At 71.2% G+C, this 15,322-nt stretch carries 10 protein-coding genes; 3 read left to right on the forward strand and 7 right to left on the reverse strand.

Annotated elements, in window-relative coordinates; translation table 11 throughout:
* The first annotated feature begins 48 nt into the window (after positions 1-48).
* Complete coding sequence (locus ACFZBB_RS00670; protein ID WP_391116412.1) at positions 49-909, forward strand: PhzF family phenazine biosynthesis isomerase; 861 nt, start codon at positions 49-51, stop codon at positions 907-909.
* A gap of 18 nt (positions 910-927) precedes the next feature.
* Here the strand turns inward: ACFZBB_RS00670 and ACFZBB_RS00675 are convergent, their stop codons facing one another.
* Positions 928-1,746: a methyltransferase domain-containing protein gene (locus ACFZBB_RS00675; RefSeq protein WP_391116414.1), complete on the reverse strand. Its 819-nt coding sequence runs from the start codon at positions 1,744-1,746 to the stop codon at positions 928-930.
* Positions 1,747-1,955: 209 nt separating this feature from the next.
* On the opposite strand from ACFZBB_RS00675, the gene ACFZBB_RS00680 reads away from it, so the two are divergent.
* Together ACFZBB_RS00680 and ACFZBB_RS00685 are read left to right on the forward strand one after the other, a co-directional pair.
* The gene (locus tag ACFZBB_RS00680; protein ID WP_391116417.1) at positions 1,956-2,795 is read left to right on the forward strand and encodes a polysaccharide deacetylase family protein; all 840 of its coding nucleotides are present in this window, start codon (positions 1,956-1,958) and stop codon (positions 2,793-2,795) included.
* Between the two features lie 53 nt (positions 2,796-2,848).
* The gene (locus ACFZBB_RS00685; RefSeq protein WP_391116420.1) at positions 2,849-3,844 is read left to right on the forward strand and encodes an acetylxylan esterase; all 996 of its coding nucleotides are present in this window, start codon (positions 2,849-2,851) and stop codon (positions 3,842-3,844) included.
* A gap of 184 nt (positions 3,845-4,028) precedes the next feature.
* On the opposite strand, the gene ACFZBB_RS00690 is transcribed toward ACFZBB_RS00685, so the two are convergent.
* From ACFZBB_RS00690 to ACFZBB_RS00715, 6 genes are all read right to left on the reverse strand, one after another.
* Complete coding sequence (locus ACFZBB_RS00690; RefSeq protein ID WP_391116422.1) at positions 4,029-8,171, reverse strand: beta-galactosidase; 4,143 nt, start codon at positions 8,169-8,171, stop codon at positions 4,029-4,031.
* A gap of 366 nt (positions 8,172-8,537) precedes the next feature.
* Positions 8,538-9,554, reverse strand: a complete 1,017-nt coding sequence (locus ACFZBB_RS00695) for an ABC transporter permease (RefSeq protein ID WP_355334606.1) — start codon at positions 9,552-9,554, stop codon at positions 8,538-8,540.
* A gap of 61 nt (positions 9,555-9,615) precedes the next feature.
* Positions 9,616-11,340, reverse strand: a complete 1,725-nt coding sequence (locus ACFZBB_RS00700; protein WP_391116424.1) for an ATP-binding cassette domain-containing protein — start codon at positions 11,338-11,340, stop codon at positions 9,616-9,618.
* Positions 11,340-12,491, reverse strand: coding sequence for a substrate-binding domain-containing protein (locus ACFZBB_RS00705; protein WP_391116426.1), 1,152 nt, complete (start codon positions 12,489-12,491; stop codon positions 11,340-11,342). Before ACFZBB_RS00705 ends, ACFZBB_RS00700 begins: the two co-directional genes overlap by 1 nt.
* Positions 12,492-12,943: 452 nt before the next feature.
* Complete coding sequence (gene araA, locus ACFZBB_RS00710) at positions 12,944-14,449, reverse strand: L-arabinose isomerase (protein WP_391116428.1); 1,506 nt, start codon at positions 14,447-14,449, stop codon at positions 12,944-12,946.
* A complete protein-coding gene (locus ACFZBB_RS00715; protein ID WP_391116430.1) occupies positions 14,446-15,285 on the reverse strand; it encodes an L-ribulose-5-phosphate 4-epimerase in 840 nt (279 codons plus the stop codon). Before ACFZBB_RS00715 ends, araA begins: the two co-directional genes overlap by 4 nt.
* Positions 15,286-15,322 lie beyond the last annotated feature (37 nt).

The following is a 15,322-nucleotide window of genomic DNA, read 5'->3' on the forward strand; positions in this document are numbered from 1 at the left end:
GCGACAGCCGCGGGAATACGCGCGGGACGGCGCCGGGTTGGAGCGGTCATGACGACACCCACGGGGCCCGACATCCTGCGCTACACGGCCTTCTCCGACGACCCTGCGGGCGGCAACCCCGCCGGGGTCGTCCTCGACGCCTCGGCGCTCGACGCCCCCGGCATGCTGGCCGTCGCCGCAGACGTCGGCTACTCCGAGACCGCCTTCGTCACGGCGACGGACGGCCGCACGCTGACCGTGCGGTACTTCAGCCCGAAGGCGGAGGTCTCCTTCTGCGGCCACGCCACCCTCGCCACCGCCGTGGCGGTGGCGGACCGCCTCGGCCCGGGCGACCTGCTGTTCCGCACCCAGGCGGGCGACGTCCCGGTCACCGTCTCGACCGGCCCGGACGGTACGCCGCTGGCGACGATGACCAGCGTCGAGCCGTACGTCGAGGACATCGCGCCCGACGCCCTCGCCGAGGCGCTGGCCGCCCTCGACTGGCCCGCCGCCGACCTCGACCCGGCCTTCCCGCCCCGGGTCGCGTACGCGGGCGCCCGCCACCTGGTGCTGGCCGCGGCCACCCGCGAGCGGCTGGCCGACCTCGCCTACGACTTCGACCGGCTCGCCGCCCTGATGACCGCCGTGGACCTGACCACCGTCCAACTCCTGTGGCGCGAGAGCCCGTCGGTCTTCCACGTCCGCGACCCGTTCCCGGTCGGCGGTGTGGTCGAGGACCCGGCGACCGGCGCAGCCGCGCTGGCCCTCGGCGCGTACCTGCGCGACCTCGGCCTGGTCGCCCCGCCGGCCACCCTCACCCTCCACCAGGGCCACGACCTCGGCCGCCCGGCCACCCTCACGGTCACCGTCCCGCCGCCCGCGACCCCGTACATCCAGGTCACGGGCACGGCCGTCCCGATCCCGGCGTAGGGCCACCGTCCTGGCGGGTCAGACCGCTTCCTTCTCCCATACCGAGACGTGCCGGGTGCTGTCCTGCGTGAACGGCTCGCGCGACCAGTCCGCCCACCGCTCCCGCAGCCGCATGCCCGCCAGTTGGGCTATCAGGTCCAGCTCGGCGGGCCAGACATAGCGGAACGGCGTCGAGGTGACCTGCCCCCTGCCGTCCTCGGTGACCGTCACGTAGTGGCAGGTCGCGTCCTGCGTGACCGTGTCGTAGACGGTGTACGAGCAGCCGTCGGGGCCGGTGTGGAACGGCACGACGTTCTGTCCGTGCGGGATCTTCCGCAGCTCGGGGACCATGACCTCCACGACGAACCGCCCGCCGGGGCGCAGGTGCGCCGCCGCGTTGCGGAAGCAGGCGACCTGTGACTCCTGCGTGGCGAGGTTCATGACGGTGTTGAACACCAGGTAGGCCAGCGCGTATCCGCCGTCGTCACCTTCGCCGTTCCCGTCCCTGTCCCCGTTCCCGTCCGCGGTCCCCGCCGCGTACCCTTCCGCCGCCGTCGTCGCAATGTCCCCGATCGTGACGGGGATGTCCCGTCCGCCGGGCTTGGCCCGCAGCCGGGCCACCATCGCGCGCGACATGTCGATGCCCGCCACCGGCACACCGCGCTCGGCGAGCGGCACCGCGATCCGGCCGGTCCCGATGGCCAGTTCCAGCGCCCGCCCGCCGCCGGCCTGGTCCGCGAGAAAGTCCACCGTCCGCCGCACCACCCCCGGATCGAACTCCTCACTCGTGTCCGCGTCGTACCGCCCGGCCACGTCTTCGCCGAAGTACCCGTCGTCATGTCCGTCGTCAGTGCTCACGCGCCGGACGCTAACCCGGTCCCCGGCGCGCCCGCGCCCGATTATTCCCGGCCGCCGCGGCCTGCTCCGATCTGCTCCGACCTGCTCCGGCGCCCCGGTCGCCCGCGCTGTTCGCGCCGGGGGGCCGTGAGGTGGGCGGATACGGCGTGGATAGAGTGCTGGACGTTCCGCGCGAGCGGGCGTCCGTCACGACGAGGGGGAACTCGCGCATGCGCAGCACGACCGGGGCACGCAGGGCCGGAATCGGGGCCAAGGCCGGGCGGCGGGTGCGGCTCGGGGCCGCGGTCGTGGTCACGGCGGCGCTGGGGCTCGGGCTTGCCGGGTGCGACGGGTACCAGAGCACGTCGCCGTCGGCCGCGCGTAAGCATGTGGCGGCGGACGGCAGGACGGTCGCCTTCGCGCAGGGTGCGGACGGGCCCGTGGACTGCCGGAAGGCTAAGTGTGTGGCGCTGACCTTCGACGCGGGGCCGAGCGTGCGGGCGCCGCAGATCCTGAGCATTCTGCGGAAGTACCACGTGCACGCGACCTTCTTCACGCTCGGCAAGAACCACGTGATGAAGCACCCGCAGATGGTGCGGGACATGGTGGCGCAGGGCGACGAGGTGGAGACGCTGACCTGGTCCCACCAGATCCTCACCAAGATCAGCTCGTCCGAGATCCGCAAGGAGATCACCGAGGGGCGGGACGCGGTGCAGAAGGTGACCGGCGTCCGGCCGATGCTGCTGCGCCCGCCGCAGGGCCGTACGAGCAGCAAGGTGACGGCCATCGCGCGGGACCTGGGCATGGCGGAGGTGGTGTGGAGCGCCAACGGCCAGGACTACCGGACCACCGACTCCGCGCTGATCGCCAAGCGCATCCTCAAGGAGACCAAGCCGGACGGCATCATCCTGCTGCACGATCTGGTCGACCCGACGAACAAGGGCTACAACGGCACGGTCGCCTCGATCGCGCCGATCATCTCCACGCTCCAGGCCCGCGGCTACACCTTCGTCACCGTCTCCCAACTCCTCGCGCCGGGCACACCGCAGCCCGGCAAGGTCTACAAGTAGCCACGCCCCGAACGACGTTCACAGCGAAGCCCCGACTGACGAAGGCGGACCCGATGGCCCTGTTCGACCTGCCCCTCGACGAACTCCGCGCGTACCGCAGCCGGTCCGCGGAGCCCGCCGACTTCGACGCCTTCTGGTCGCAGACCCTGGAGGAGGCCCGCGCGCACCCGCTCGACGCGCGGTTCGAGCCGGTGCGGACCGGGCTCTCGACGGTCGACGTGTACGACGTCACCTTCGCGGGCTTCGGCGGCCAGCCGGTCAGGGGCTGGTTCGTGGCGCCCGCCCACGCGGCCGAACCCCTGCCGCTGCTGGTCGAGTTCGTGGGCTACGGCGGTGGCCGCGGCCTGCCGCACACCCATCTGCTGTGGGCCTCGGCCGGTTTCGCGCACCTGGTGATGGACACCCGCGGCCAGGGCAGCGGTTGGTCGGTCGGTGACACCCCCGACGAGGCGGGCAGCGGGCCCGCCGTCCCCGGTTTCATGACCCGTGGCATCGAGGACCCGCGATCCTTCTACTACCGCCGGGTGTTCACCGACGCGGTGCGCGCCGTCGAGGCGGGCCGCGCGCACCCGCTGACCGACGCCGCGCGTACGGTCGCGCTCGGCACCAGCCAGGGCGGCGGGATCACGCTGGCCGTCGCGGGCCTCGTACCGGACCTGGCGGCCGTCGCCCCCGACGTCCCCTTCCTGTGCGACTTCCCGCGCGCGATCCGGCTCACCGACCGCGACCCGTACCGCGAGGTGGGCCGCTACCTCAACACCCACCGCGCGAGCGTCGACCGGGTCACCCGGACCCTGTCCTACTTCGACGGCGTCCACTTCGCGGCTCGCGCCAACGCCCCCGCCCTCTTCTCCACCGCGCTCGAAGACCAGACGTGCCCGCCGTCCACCGTCTTCGCCGCCTTCAACGCCTACGCGCACGCCGACAAGCAGATCGAGATCTACGATTTCAACGGTCACGAGGGCGGCGGCCCTCACCAAGAGGCCACCCGCCTCGACTGGCTCCCCAACCACCTCACCCCCCGCCGCCCGACCCCCTCCGAGGACTAGAACCCCACCCCGTCAGGGCCGCGAATCCTCGCCTCGACTCCGCGCAGGAGGACGACCTGCGCGACACCCCGGACCTCGGCCCGCTGGAGGAGTAGCCGCTCCACGGAGAAGAGGCAGCGCGACGACGAGCCCGCGCACCGCGGTCGCGGTGGCGCGGGCTCGTCGTCCCCGCTGTCGGCCGCGGTCAGCCCGTGCAGGTCAGGGTCGGATTGACCCAGTCCCCGTGGTCGTTGCCGTTGCCGTCGCCTCCGTCGCCGACGCCCAGGTCGATGACCTGGCCGCCGGTGACCGGCACGTCGATCGCGACCGGCGCCGAACCGCCGTTCAGCACGGGGGTGGTGGTGAGAACCTTGCCGTCGAGGGTCACGGAGAAGGTGACCGTGCCCGGATCGCCGTTGTCGACGCCGACCAGGGCGGTGAACCTGGTGCAGCGCCCGTCGAGGTAGATCTGCACGTCACTGGGCGAGTTGGTGCCCAGGCCCTTGGCGTAGGTGACGCCGCCCAGCTTCAGCGGGGTGCCGTCGTCGGGCGCGGTGTTGCCGACGCTCTGGTCGCGTTCCACCGGTCCCCAGCCGTTGGTCGCGGACAGGAACTCCAGGTCGCTGACCTGGTTGTCCCCGGCCGGCGGCGGCGCGGGCACCGCCCCGACGATCCGTACGTCACGCGGGGCCGCGGTGGACCGGCCCTGTGTCAGACGGGCCTTCACCGTCAGGGCGTTGACCTTGGCGGGGCTCTGCGGCGCGGTGACCTTCCAGGTGAAGGCGGCCGAGGAGCCGCCGCGTATCCGGTCGATGGCGGCGGGCGCGGACCGCGGGCTCACGGTCCACCCCGTAGGTACGTCGAGTGCCGCCGTGACCTTGGTGGCGGTCGGCCCGCCCTTGGGCACGGTGACCGTCGCGGTCGCGGTGAACGTCGCGCCGCCACCCACCGATCCGGGGACCTGGAGGGAGACCGCTGAGGCCGGGGCGCTCGGCATGGCGTAACGGGCCTTGTTGTAGCGGGGGCTCTGGTTCTGGGCGACGGTCAGCGAGGAGGCGTAGCTGCCGTAGTCGGTCAGCGCGACCTTGCCGAGTCCGCCGGTCGTGCCGTCGAGATTCCACACGGCGAGGCTGACGGTGTTCCTGCCGTGCGGGTCGATGACGCCGTTGGGCAGCGGGAAACTGTGCTGCGGGCCCACGTAGTTGACGTAGTTGCCCATGTTCCAGCCGTTGACGTAGATCTCGACGCGGTACTTGCGGGTCGGGTCGTCGGTGAAGGTGAGGCCGAGCGAGGTGTCCTGGCCCTTGGGGAGGTCGAGGTTGACGTCGGTGGTGTACCAGGAGACGCCGGGTGTGGTGTCGGTGGTCGGCAGGGTGACCGGCGTCCAGCCGTCGGTGGGGTGGCCGGGCAGCGGGTATCCGGCGCGCTCGCCGTACAGGCCACCGGAGTTGAGCGGGCCGCGCACGGTATCGACGGGGGTCTCGCCGCCGCGTACGCCCTGGAGCCGCCAGGTGATCGTGTCCAGCGGCGCGCCGGCCAGTGAGGCGCCGGTCAGGCCGCGGGCGGCCTTGTTGCCGTTGGGCGGGTTGTAGTCCTCCTCGTGGCCCATGTTGACGGTGAGCACCGAGACGACGTTGTCGCCGGTCGTCTTGAGCACTCCGGCCGGGAACGCGTACGTCTTCTGGCCGTCGGCGGTCGCGCTGCCGAGGAAGGTGCCGTTGAGCCAGACCGACGAGGCCGCGGCGCCGCCGCCGCTCTGCGCGGACAGCGTGATGCCGGTCTCGTTGCCCGTGGCGGTGAACCGGCCGCGGTACCAGGTGCTTCCGGTGTGGAAGCCGTAGTCGTCGGCGAACAGCACCGGCAAGGTGGCGGGCGTGGTGCGGCTGTTCGAGGTGGTCTTGTCGGCCACCTGCCAGGTCGAGTCGTCGAAGCCGACGGCCGACTCGGGCGACTCCTGGATGTGCTTCCAGCCGGTCAGCGCGGGCAGGCTGACGGCCGCCGCGGTCGGTACGGTGCCGGTCCTGCTGCCGGTGGCCGTGGTGGCGGTACGGACGCTCTTGCCGTTCCACGTCACGGAGTTGGCGGTGCTGAAGACCTCGATCGCGCCGTCGGTGGCGACGTCGCCGGTCAGGGCGAGCGCCGAGCCGTTCGAGACCGCGCCGCGCAGCAGGTGGGTGCCGCGCACCAGCACGGGTCCTGCGGCGGTGTCCTGCCGCCAGAAGGTCTTGGCGGTGTCGGTGTCGGCGAGCAGCAGGAGCAGCGGGTGCGCGCCGCCGCTGATCCGCACGCGGGTCAGGCCGGTGTGGGCGTAGTTGAGCCGCAGGTCGCCGGTGGCCGGGTCCCAGGCGGAGGTGACGGCGCCGCCGGTGGCGGTGACCTTCGGGCGGGTCGCGTAGTGCAGCACGGTCTCGCCGTCGGAGCCGTGGTCGCCGTAGAGCACCGCGACGTCACGGCCGCCGATGGTGGCGTTCGTCATGATCTCCGAGGTGCTGTACTGGAGTTGGTTCCCTCCGAGGCTGTAGTCCGCGACGATGATCTTGCTCTCGCGGCCGTTGAGGGTCAGCGCCGTGCCGGGCTGCTGCGGGACGGTGTAGACGGGGGCGGTGGAGCCCTGGCCGTTGTCGACGTCGATCGCGTCGATGGTGACGAACTGCCCTGACGCGGCGGTGTTCTTGGTGCCGGTGGCCACGATCTTCAGGGTGTGCGCCCCGGCGGCGAGCCCGGTCGCCCGGTAGGCCACGTACTGGTTCTGCTTGGTCGCGCCGTACAGGTCGACGGTCTTGACCTTGGCGCCGTCGAGGTAGACGTCCGCGATGCCGTGGTTGCCGTCGAGGTTGGTGATCCACTTCACGCCGGTGCCGGTGAAGCCGACCGAGACGCTGTCGCCCGCGGTGTCGGAGAACGACTCGGTGTGCTGGTAGTCGCCGCCGGTGTAGTTCTGTTCCGCGCCGACGTGCGACCAGGCGCCGGTGTACGCGAGCGCCGGGTCGACGTCGTCGTACGTGTAGCCGGGGTGCGCGCCGAGGTCGATCGTCACGTGCCCGCTGTCGGTGGACGTCGCGGTGGAGTCGGAGTGCCGCAGCACGTGGAACTGCGTGCCGGTGTCGGGGTTGCGGCGCGCGGTGTCGACGATCTTCGCGTTGTCGGTCGGGGTGGCGGGCAGCGCGTCGGTCTTGGTGAGCGGCGCGAGCGCCTGCGTGAAGTAGCCGATCAGCTTGTCCTGGTCGTACTTCGGGTCGAGCTGCCGGTTCTCACGGATCGCGGCGCCGTAGTCGTACGACGTGTAGTTCTGCGGCTCGCCCAGCCAGCCCCAGTTGGTGCCGCCGTAGAGCATGTAGAAGCTCTGCGAGGTGGCGCCGACGGCGATGTTCTGCTTGTAGAACACGTCCGCGAACTGGTCGTTGATGAGCTGCGCGCACTTGTCGTAGCCGGGGCCGCCCCACGGGTCGAAGGCGCCGCCCTGGAACTCGGCGGTGGCCAGCGGCTTGCCCGGGACGTGGTCGTAGCTGATGTCGGGCACGCCGTTCCACCGGGTGGGGTTGGAGCAGTTGAAGCCCTGCGGGTAGGAGTCGGCCGCGTCGACGGCCAGTTCGGCGTCACCGGAGTTGAAGGTGCCGTTGTTGTTGCCGACCAGCGGCACCTTGATGCCGTCAGCGGTGGCCTTGTCCTCCAGGTGCTTCATGTAGGTGCGGCCCGCCGCGCTGCCGTTGTAGTACTCGTTCTCGACCTGGTACTCGATCACCGAGCCCTTGCCGTCGGTGAGTTGGTGCCGGGCGATGATCCGGTCGATCTGCGTCTGCCACTCGTCGCTGTACTTCAGATACGCCGGGTCGCCGGTGCGGGTGTCCCCCGCCTTGGTGGAGAGCCAGCCGGGGAAGCCGCCGCCGTCCACCTCGGCGTTGATGTACGGGCCGGGGCGGGCGACCACGTAGATGCCGAGGTCGTCGGCCATGTCGAGGAGCTTGTCCACGTCGCGGACGCCGGTGAAGTCGTAGACGCCCGGGGCGGGCGAGTGGTAGCCCCAGTCGAAGTAGAGGGAGACGGCGTTGAATCCGGCCGCCTTCATCTTCTGGAGCACGTCCAGCCACAGGTCCTGGCTCGGCAGCCGGTAGTAGTGGAACTCGCCGCCCCACAGGTAGGTGCGCTTTCCGTCGATCATGAACGAATAGCCGTCGTAGGTGACCGAGTGGGTGGCGTGCGGGGCGCCCGCGTGCGCCGTGTCCGGCGCCCGCCCCGGCGGTTCGGCCGCGGCCCCCACGCCGACGCCGAGACCGACCATGAGCGCGGCGGTGACCCCCAGGGCCAGACAGCGCCGCAGCACCCATCGGTACGTGCGATGAACAGCCATTCCTACCTCCACGTCACGTGCGGGAGTGGTCGCGAGCTTCAGCGGTCGCTCATGAACAGCCAGGAAAGAGCAAATTCCCTGTTGATATATGTGCGAACGAGTCGCATAGCGACGGGAAGTGTCGCAGTCTCCGATGGGTAACGCAACCATTCGGGCCGAAACGATTCAGCCGGATTCGAAGGAGGGCGGCGCCACGCGGGGCGGCCCCCGGACGGCCGCGCGTCCGGGGCGGAACAGTCCCTGATCAGCCGCTGACCGGAGGTCGGGCGGCGGGCGGTCAGGGGCCGGTCAGTAGCCCGGCGGCGGGCGGTCCGTGGCGTGACGGCGGTCGGTCAGTGGCCGGTCAGCGGTCGGTTGAACGCCGGGTCAGCCGCGGCGGGCCACGCTTCTCGCCCGCAGCCGGTCGGCGGTGATGGCCAGCCCGAGCACACAACCCAGCACGATATTCGTGTAGTTGGAGTTGATCTGAAGCGTCGTCAGACCGTTGTTGATCAGTTCGAGCAGGATCGTGCCCGCCACGATGCCGAGGATCCGGCCCTGTCCGCCGACCAGGCTCACCCCGCCGATGACGGCCGCGGCGATGGCCGACAGCTCCCACCCGACCCCGACGCCGCTGGCCGAGCCCACACCCATCCGGCCGAGCACGAAGATCCCGGCGAAGCCGGACAGCAGCGAACTGGTCACGTACATCGAGACGATACGGCGGTCGCCGCGGATGCCCGCCAGCCGGGCCGCCTCGGGATTGCCGCCGACCGCGTACACCTGGCGGCCGGTGTAGGTGCGTTCCAGGAAGAACCAGGCCGCCACGGCCACGACCGCGAAGACGATCAGCGGGAGGGGGATCTGCGCCACGTACGTCTGTCCCAGGTCGCCGAAAGTGCCGTCGATGCCGGTGATGGAGGTGCCGGAGGTGATGGCCAGCGTGACGCCCTGCGCGACCGTGTAGGTGACCAGAGTGACGACGAAGGGCGGCATTCTCAGCCGGGTGACGGCAAGGCCGTGGACGAGGCCGACCGTGCCGGTGACGGCCAGCGTGAGCAGGATCGCGAGCGGCGCGGGCAGTCCCGCGCGGACGTTGAACCAGGACATCAGGATGACGCTGGTGCCCAGCAGCGCGCCCACCGACAGGTCGATGCCGCCGGTCAGGATGACCAGGGACTCGCCGATCGCGATCAGCCCGTACTGGGACAGGTCGAAGCCCATGCCCTGGAGGTTGACGGCACTGGCGAACGTCGACTTGTCCAGCGCGAGCGCGACGAAGACCACGACGCAGGCCGCGACCACGCCGACCTCGGGCGTCTCGGCCAGGCGGCGGACCGGCGACGTACGGCCGCCGCTCGCGGCGTCCTCCGTGGCCTCGATCGGTGCGGTGCTGGTGGTCATGGTCTCGCCTTCCCGTGAGTGCCGACGCCGACGGCGGTCATCGGCAGGGGCCTGTTGTCGTTCATGCGCGTGCCTTCCCCTGACGGTCGGCGACGGCGCCGGTCCGCGGCCCGAGCGCCCCCGCCTGTTTCCCCGCCTGTTTCCCCGCCTGTCTCCCAGTTCCGTCCCGCGTACCGGGCGCGCCGTTCCGCGTACCGGCCGCGGCGGTCATGATCGCTTCCTTGCCGAACCGGTCACGGGGGAGGTCGGCGACCACCCGGCCGTGCGCCATCACCACGATCCGGTGGCAGATCCACAGCAGTTCCTCCAGCTCCGAGGAGGCCACCAGCACCGCGAGGCCGTCCTGCGCCGCGGTGTCGATGAGGCTGTAGATCTCCGCCTTGGCCCCGACGTCCACGCCGCGGGTCGGCTCGTCCAGGAGGAGCAGCCGGGGCTCGGTCGCCAGCCAGCGCCCGAACACCACCTTCTGCTGGTTGCCGCCCGACAGGTCCGAGATGAGCTGTTCCTGGCTGCGCAGCCGCACCCCGAGGTCCTGGACGATCCGGGCCGCGTGCGCCTTGTCCGCCTTCGGCCGCAGGACTCCGCGCGCGCTGATCCGGCGCAGCGTGGCCAGCGTGACGTTCCAGCGCACCGAGTGCGTCGGGAGCAGCGACTGGACCTTGCGGTCCTCGGGCACCAGCCCGATCCCCGCCTCCACCGCGTCGGCGGGGTGGCGCGGGCGGAAGTCGGCGCCGTCGAAGACGACCGTGCCACCGGTACGCGGCTGCGCGCCCATCAGCGTGTGCAGCAGGCGGCTGCGCCCCGAGCCCATGAGCCCGGCCACGCCGACGATCTCCCCCGCCCTCACCTCCAGGTCGACGGGCCCGAGGCCGTCCGCGGTCAGCCCGCGTACCGACAGGGTCGTCGTGCGCTCGACGGAGGACGGCGGGGCAAGGTCGGCGCGGGCCAGCTCGCTGCCGACCATCTCCCGGATCATCCGCTCCTCGCTCGCCTCCGCCGGGGCCAGATCGGCCACCATCCGGCCGCTGCGCAGCACGATCACCCGGTCCGCGACGGCCTGGACCTCGTCCAGGCGGTGGCCGATGAACAGCACCGCCCCGCCGGCCGCCGCGTGCGTACGGGCCAGGCCGAGGACCCGCTCGGCCTCGACCGGGCCGAGCGAGGAGGTGGGTTCGTCCAGGATCAGCACCAGCGGATGGTGCCCCCACGCCTTGGCGATCTCGATCATCTGCCGTACGGGGACCGGGAATCGCTCCACCGGCCGGTCCACGTCCACCCCGCTGACACCGACTTCGGCGAGCAGTGCGCGCGCCTCCGCCCTCGTACCGGCGCGGTCGTAGACGACCCGGCCCAGCGGGCGGGACGCCGCCCGCGCGGGACGGCGGCCCAGCAGCAGGTTCTCCGCCACGCTCAACTGCCCGACGAGCGGGAACTCCTGGGCCACCAGGGCGACGCCCAACTCCTTGGAGTGGTCGGGCCGTCCGGCGTGGAGCGGCGTACCGGCGATCTCGATGCTGCCGGTGGTGGGGGTGACGGTGCCGGACAGCACGCCCATCAAGGTGGACTTGCCTGCGCCGTTCTCCCCCACCACCGCGACGATCTGTCCACGGGCCAGGTCCAGGCTCGGGATGTCGAGCACCTTCACCGGCCCGTACGACTTGCTCACCGACCGCAGCCGGACGGCGACCTCGGGGGCCGGGGCCGCGTCCGGGGCGGAGGCCGGCGCCGGGGTCTGAGCCGGGGCCGGGGACCGCGGAGCCTCGGACGGGGCCGGACCCGAAGCCATCAGCCGATGCCCAGGTCGGTCAGCTTGGTCTGGTACGCGGCCAGGTTCGCCTGGGTGACCAGGCCGACGCCCGAACTGAGCGTGGTGCCGTCCGACTCCAGATACGGCTTGACGATGCGGAGGGTGGCGTCCTTGCCGAGCACCTTGAACGCGGCCAGCAGATAGGCGCCGGTGTAGCCCTGCTGGTAGGGCTGTTGGAGGACGGTGGCCTGGATGACACCGGACTTGATGAACTTCAGCGTCTGCGGGTCGCTGTCGTCCGAGATGATCTTGACTCGGCCCGACTTCCCCGCGGCCTGCACCGCCTGCCCGGCTGACGGTCCGTCATAGGAATAGACGCCGTACAGGCCGTTGATGTTCGGGTTGGTCTGGATCGCGGTCTGCGCGTTGGTGAGCGCCTTCGCCGCGTCCATGCCGTCGCTGAGCTTCTGCGCGACCTTGATGTCGGTGCCCTTGAGCGCGTCCTCGAAGCCCTGGATCCGCTCCACCGCGTTCGACGTCGTCAGCGAGCCGACGAGGACGACGACCTGGCCCTTGCCGCCGAGCGCCTGCTTCATGGCCTCACCGGCCTTCTGGCCCGCCTGGTAGTTGGGCGTGCCCAGATACAGGTCGGCGCCGTCCTCCGGCGGCAGCGGGGAGTCGATCGCCAGCACCGGTATCCCGGCGCTCTTCGCGGACGCGATCGGCGCCTTGATAGCCGTCGGGTCGATCGCCGACACGCTCAAGCCCGTGATGCCCTGGCCGCGCAGGGTCTGGATCAGGGAGAGCTGCTGGTCCAGACGGCCGTTGGCGGGCGCCTGGTAGACGCCCTTCACACCGAGGTCGGCCAGGCCCTTGGTGAAGCCGGACTTGCCCGCGTTCCAGTAGTCGACCGCCACGTTGACCACCATGGCCTCGTGCAGCTTCGACAGGTCCTTCCCGGCCAGCGCGGCCTTCAGCGCCGCGTCCAGCTTCGCGAGATTCGCGTCGTTGAACGCGATGTCGCCCTTGATCGTCACCGCCGCGGGGCTCCCGCCGCTCGCCGCGTCCGCTGCGGACGAGTCACCGGCACCGCTCTTACTGCATGCCGTCGCGGACAGGGCCACCGCCAGCGTCACCGCTGCGGCTCCCCATCGTCCGTGCCGGGCAAGGGCCTTTCGGGCATCGCGCATGGCTGCATCCTGTTCGGGCAGTGGCCTCTCAGGCCAGTTTTGTGAGCGCTAACAAAAAGTGAGGAACGGAATCACGCAGAGCGGAACATATGCTCTCTCCTCGCGGTAACTTGCCGATCTTTTACAGCACCAACGGGTGTTCCGGCTGCTGAGCGAGCTGCTGAACAGGCCGGACCCGCTGACCCGATCGCCAGGCGCGCCGTCAGCTGTCGCCTATGAGTGTTAGCGCTCACTGATCGGTCGTCAAGACGTTGCACAGAGAAAACCTGCCTCCGGCACGGTGGCCGTCGCGGTGCGGCTCCCCCGCGGCGGGGCGCGCGGACAGGACCGCACCCGCGTACACGGTCGGCCGTACGGCGCGGGGCAGGTGCGGGGGCGGGGGCGGGTCCGACGGTGGGTCAGAGGCCGCCCGCCAGGCGGGTGGGTCAGAGGCCGCCCGCCAGGCGGGTGGGTCAGAGGCCGCCCGCCAGGCGGTAATACGCCTGATTCCAGCGGATCTCCTGGGTGAAGCGGCGCAGTTGGGTGTCGTGGTCGATGAGGAGGAGTTCGGTGCGGAGCATGTCGGCCAGGTCCGCCAGCTCCTCGCCGCCGACTGCACTGGAGAGCACGGTGTGGTGCGGGCCGCCCGCGGTCAGCCAGGCTTCGGTGGAGGTCCGCAGATCGGGCGCGGGCCGCCATACCGCGCGGGCCACGGGCAGTCGGGGCAGCGGTTCCGCGGGCGCGACGACCTCGATCTCGTTGGCGACCAGCCGGAAGCGGTCGCCCATGTCGGCCAGGCCCACGACGACCGCGGGCCCCGGCCGGGCGTCGAAGACGAGCCGTACCGGGTCCTCCCGGCCGCCGATCCCCAGCGGGTGGATCTCGCACGAGGGCCGGTGCGCCGCGATCGTCGGGCAGACCTCCAACATGTGGGCGCCCAGGATCACTTCACTGCCCGGCGTCAGGTCGTAGGTGTAGTCCTCCATGAAGGAGGTGCCGCCCGGCAGGCCGGCCCCCATGACCTTCACCGTGCGCAGCAGCATCGACGTCTTCCAGTCGCCCTCGCCGCCGAAGCCGTACCCGTCGCCCATGAGCCGCTGCACCGCGAGGCCCGGCAGTTGCCGAAGGCCGCCCAGATCCTCGAAGTTGGTCGTGAAGGCGGAGAAGCCGCCCTCGGTGAGGAAGGCGCGCAGGCCCAGTTCGATCCGGGCCGCGTACCGCAGCGCGTCGTGGCGCTCGCCGCCCACCGCCAGCTCGCCCGCCAGCCGGTAGGCGCTCGCGTACTCCTTGACCACCTCCGAGACGGCCGCGTCGTCCACCTCGTCCACGACGGCCACCAGGTCGTTGACGCCGTAGGTGTTCACCGAGACGCCGAACCGCAACTGTGCCTCCACCTTGTCCCCCTCGGTGACGGCGACGTCGCGCATGTTGTCGCCGAAGCGGGCCACCTTCAGACGGCGCAACGCGTCGTATCCGAGGGCGGCGCGCATCCAGGTGTGGACGCGGGCCACGACGGCGGGATCGGAGACATGGCCCGCGACCGTCTTGCGGGCGATGCCGAGCCGGGCCTGGAGATAGCCGAACTCGCGGTCGCCGTGGGCGGCCTGATTGAGGTTCATGAAGTCCATGTCGATGGTGGACCACGGCAGTTCGACATTGGCCTGGGTGTGCAGATGCAGCAGCGGCTTGCGCAGCAGATCGAGGCCCGCTATCCACATCTTCGCGGGTGAGAAGGTGTGCATCCACGCGATCAGACCCACGCACGCCCGACTGGAGTTGGCGTCGACGACCGTGCCGGTGATGCCGGAGGCGTCGGTGAGCACCGGCTTCCACACGATCCGCACCGGGCCGCCGGGGTCGGCGGCGAGCCGGTCGGAGATGGCGCGCGACTGCTCGGCGACCTGCCGCAGCGTCTGCTCGCCGTACAGGCCCTGGCTGCCGGTGAGGAACCAGACCTCACGCTCGTCGGACGGTGTCATGCAAGGGCTCCTCGGTCGGCGGGATCGGCGGTTTCAACGGGGGCGGCCGGGCCGTCGCGCACGACGGCCTGCGTCTCCTGGCCGGCGGGGGGCGGCCCGGCGGGGCCGCCGGAATCGGCGCAAGCGGCGGAATCAGCGCAATCGGCTGCCGCCTGCTGCCCGTAGACGTTCTGGTAGCGGTCGTGGAGCCGGTCGATGTCGGCGCGGGTGAGGGGCAGCGGATCGCCCAACTGCCGGGAGATGTGCACGGTACGGGCCACGTCCTCGCACATCACCGCCGCTTTCACGGCCGCACGGGCGTCCTTGCCGATGGTGAACACCCCGTGGCTCTTCATCAGCACCGCCGGCGAGCGGTGCCCGGCCAGCGTCTCCACGATGCCCCTGCCGATCGAGTCGTCACCGATCAGCGCGAACGGCCCGACCGGGATCTCGGCCCCGAACTCGTCGGCCATCGCGGTCAGTACGCACGGCACCGGCTCGCCGCGCGCCGCCCACGCGCACGCGTACGTCGAGTGGGTGTGCACCACCCCGCCGACCTCCGGCAGGTGCCGGTAGACGTAGGCGTGCGCGGCGGTGTCCGAGGACGGCGACAAGTCGCCCTCCACCACCCGCCCGTCGAGATCGCACACGATCATCGCGTCCGGTGTCAGCCGGTCGTAGTCCACACCGCTCGGCTTGATCACGAACAGGCCGTGCCCCGGCACGCGCGCCGAGACATTGCCCGCAGTCCAGACGACCAGCCGGTAGCGGACCAGCTCCTGATGCAGGTCGCTGACCTGCTGCCGCAGGCGCACGACGGCCTCTGCGGCAGGGGGCGGAAAGGGGTGACTGCTCATACGGGACCTCGACAAGGAGTGAGCGTTAACATTCGGG

Source organism: Streptomyces sp. NPDC008139, assembly GCF_042957025.1.
Taxonomy (GTDB): Bacteria; Actinomycetota; Actinomycetes; order Streptomycetales; family Streptomycetaceae; genus Actinacidiphila.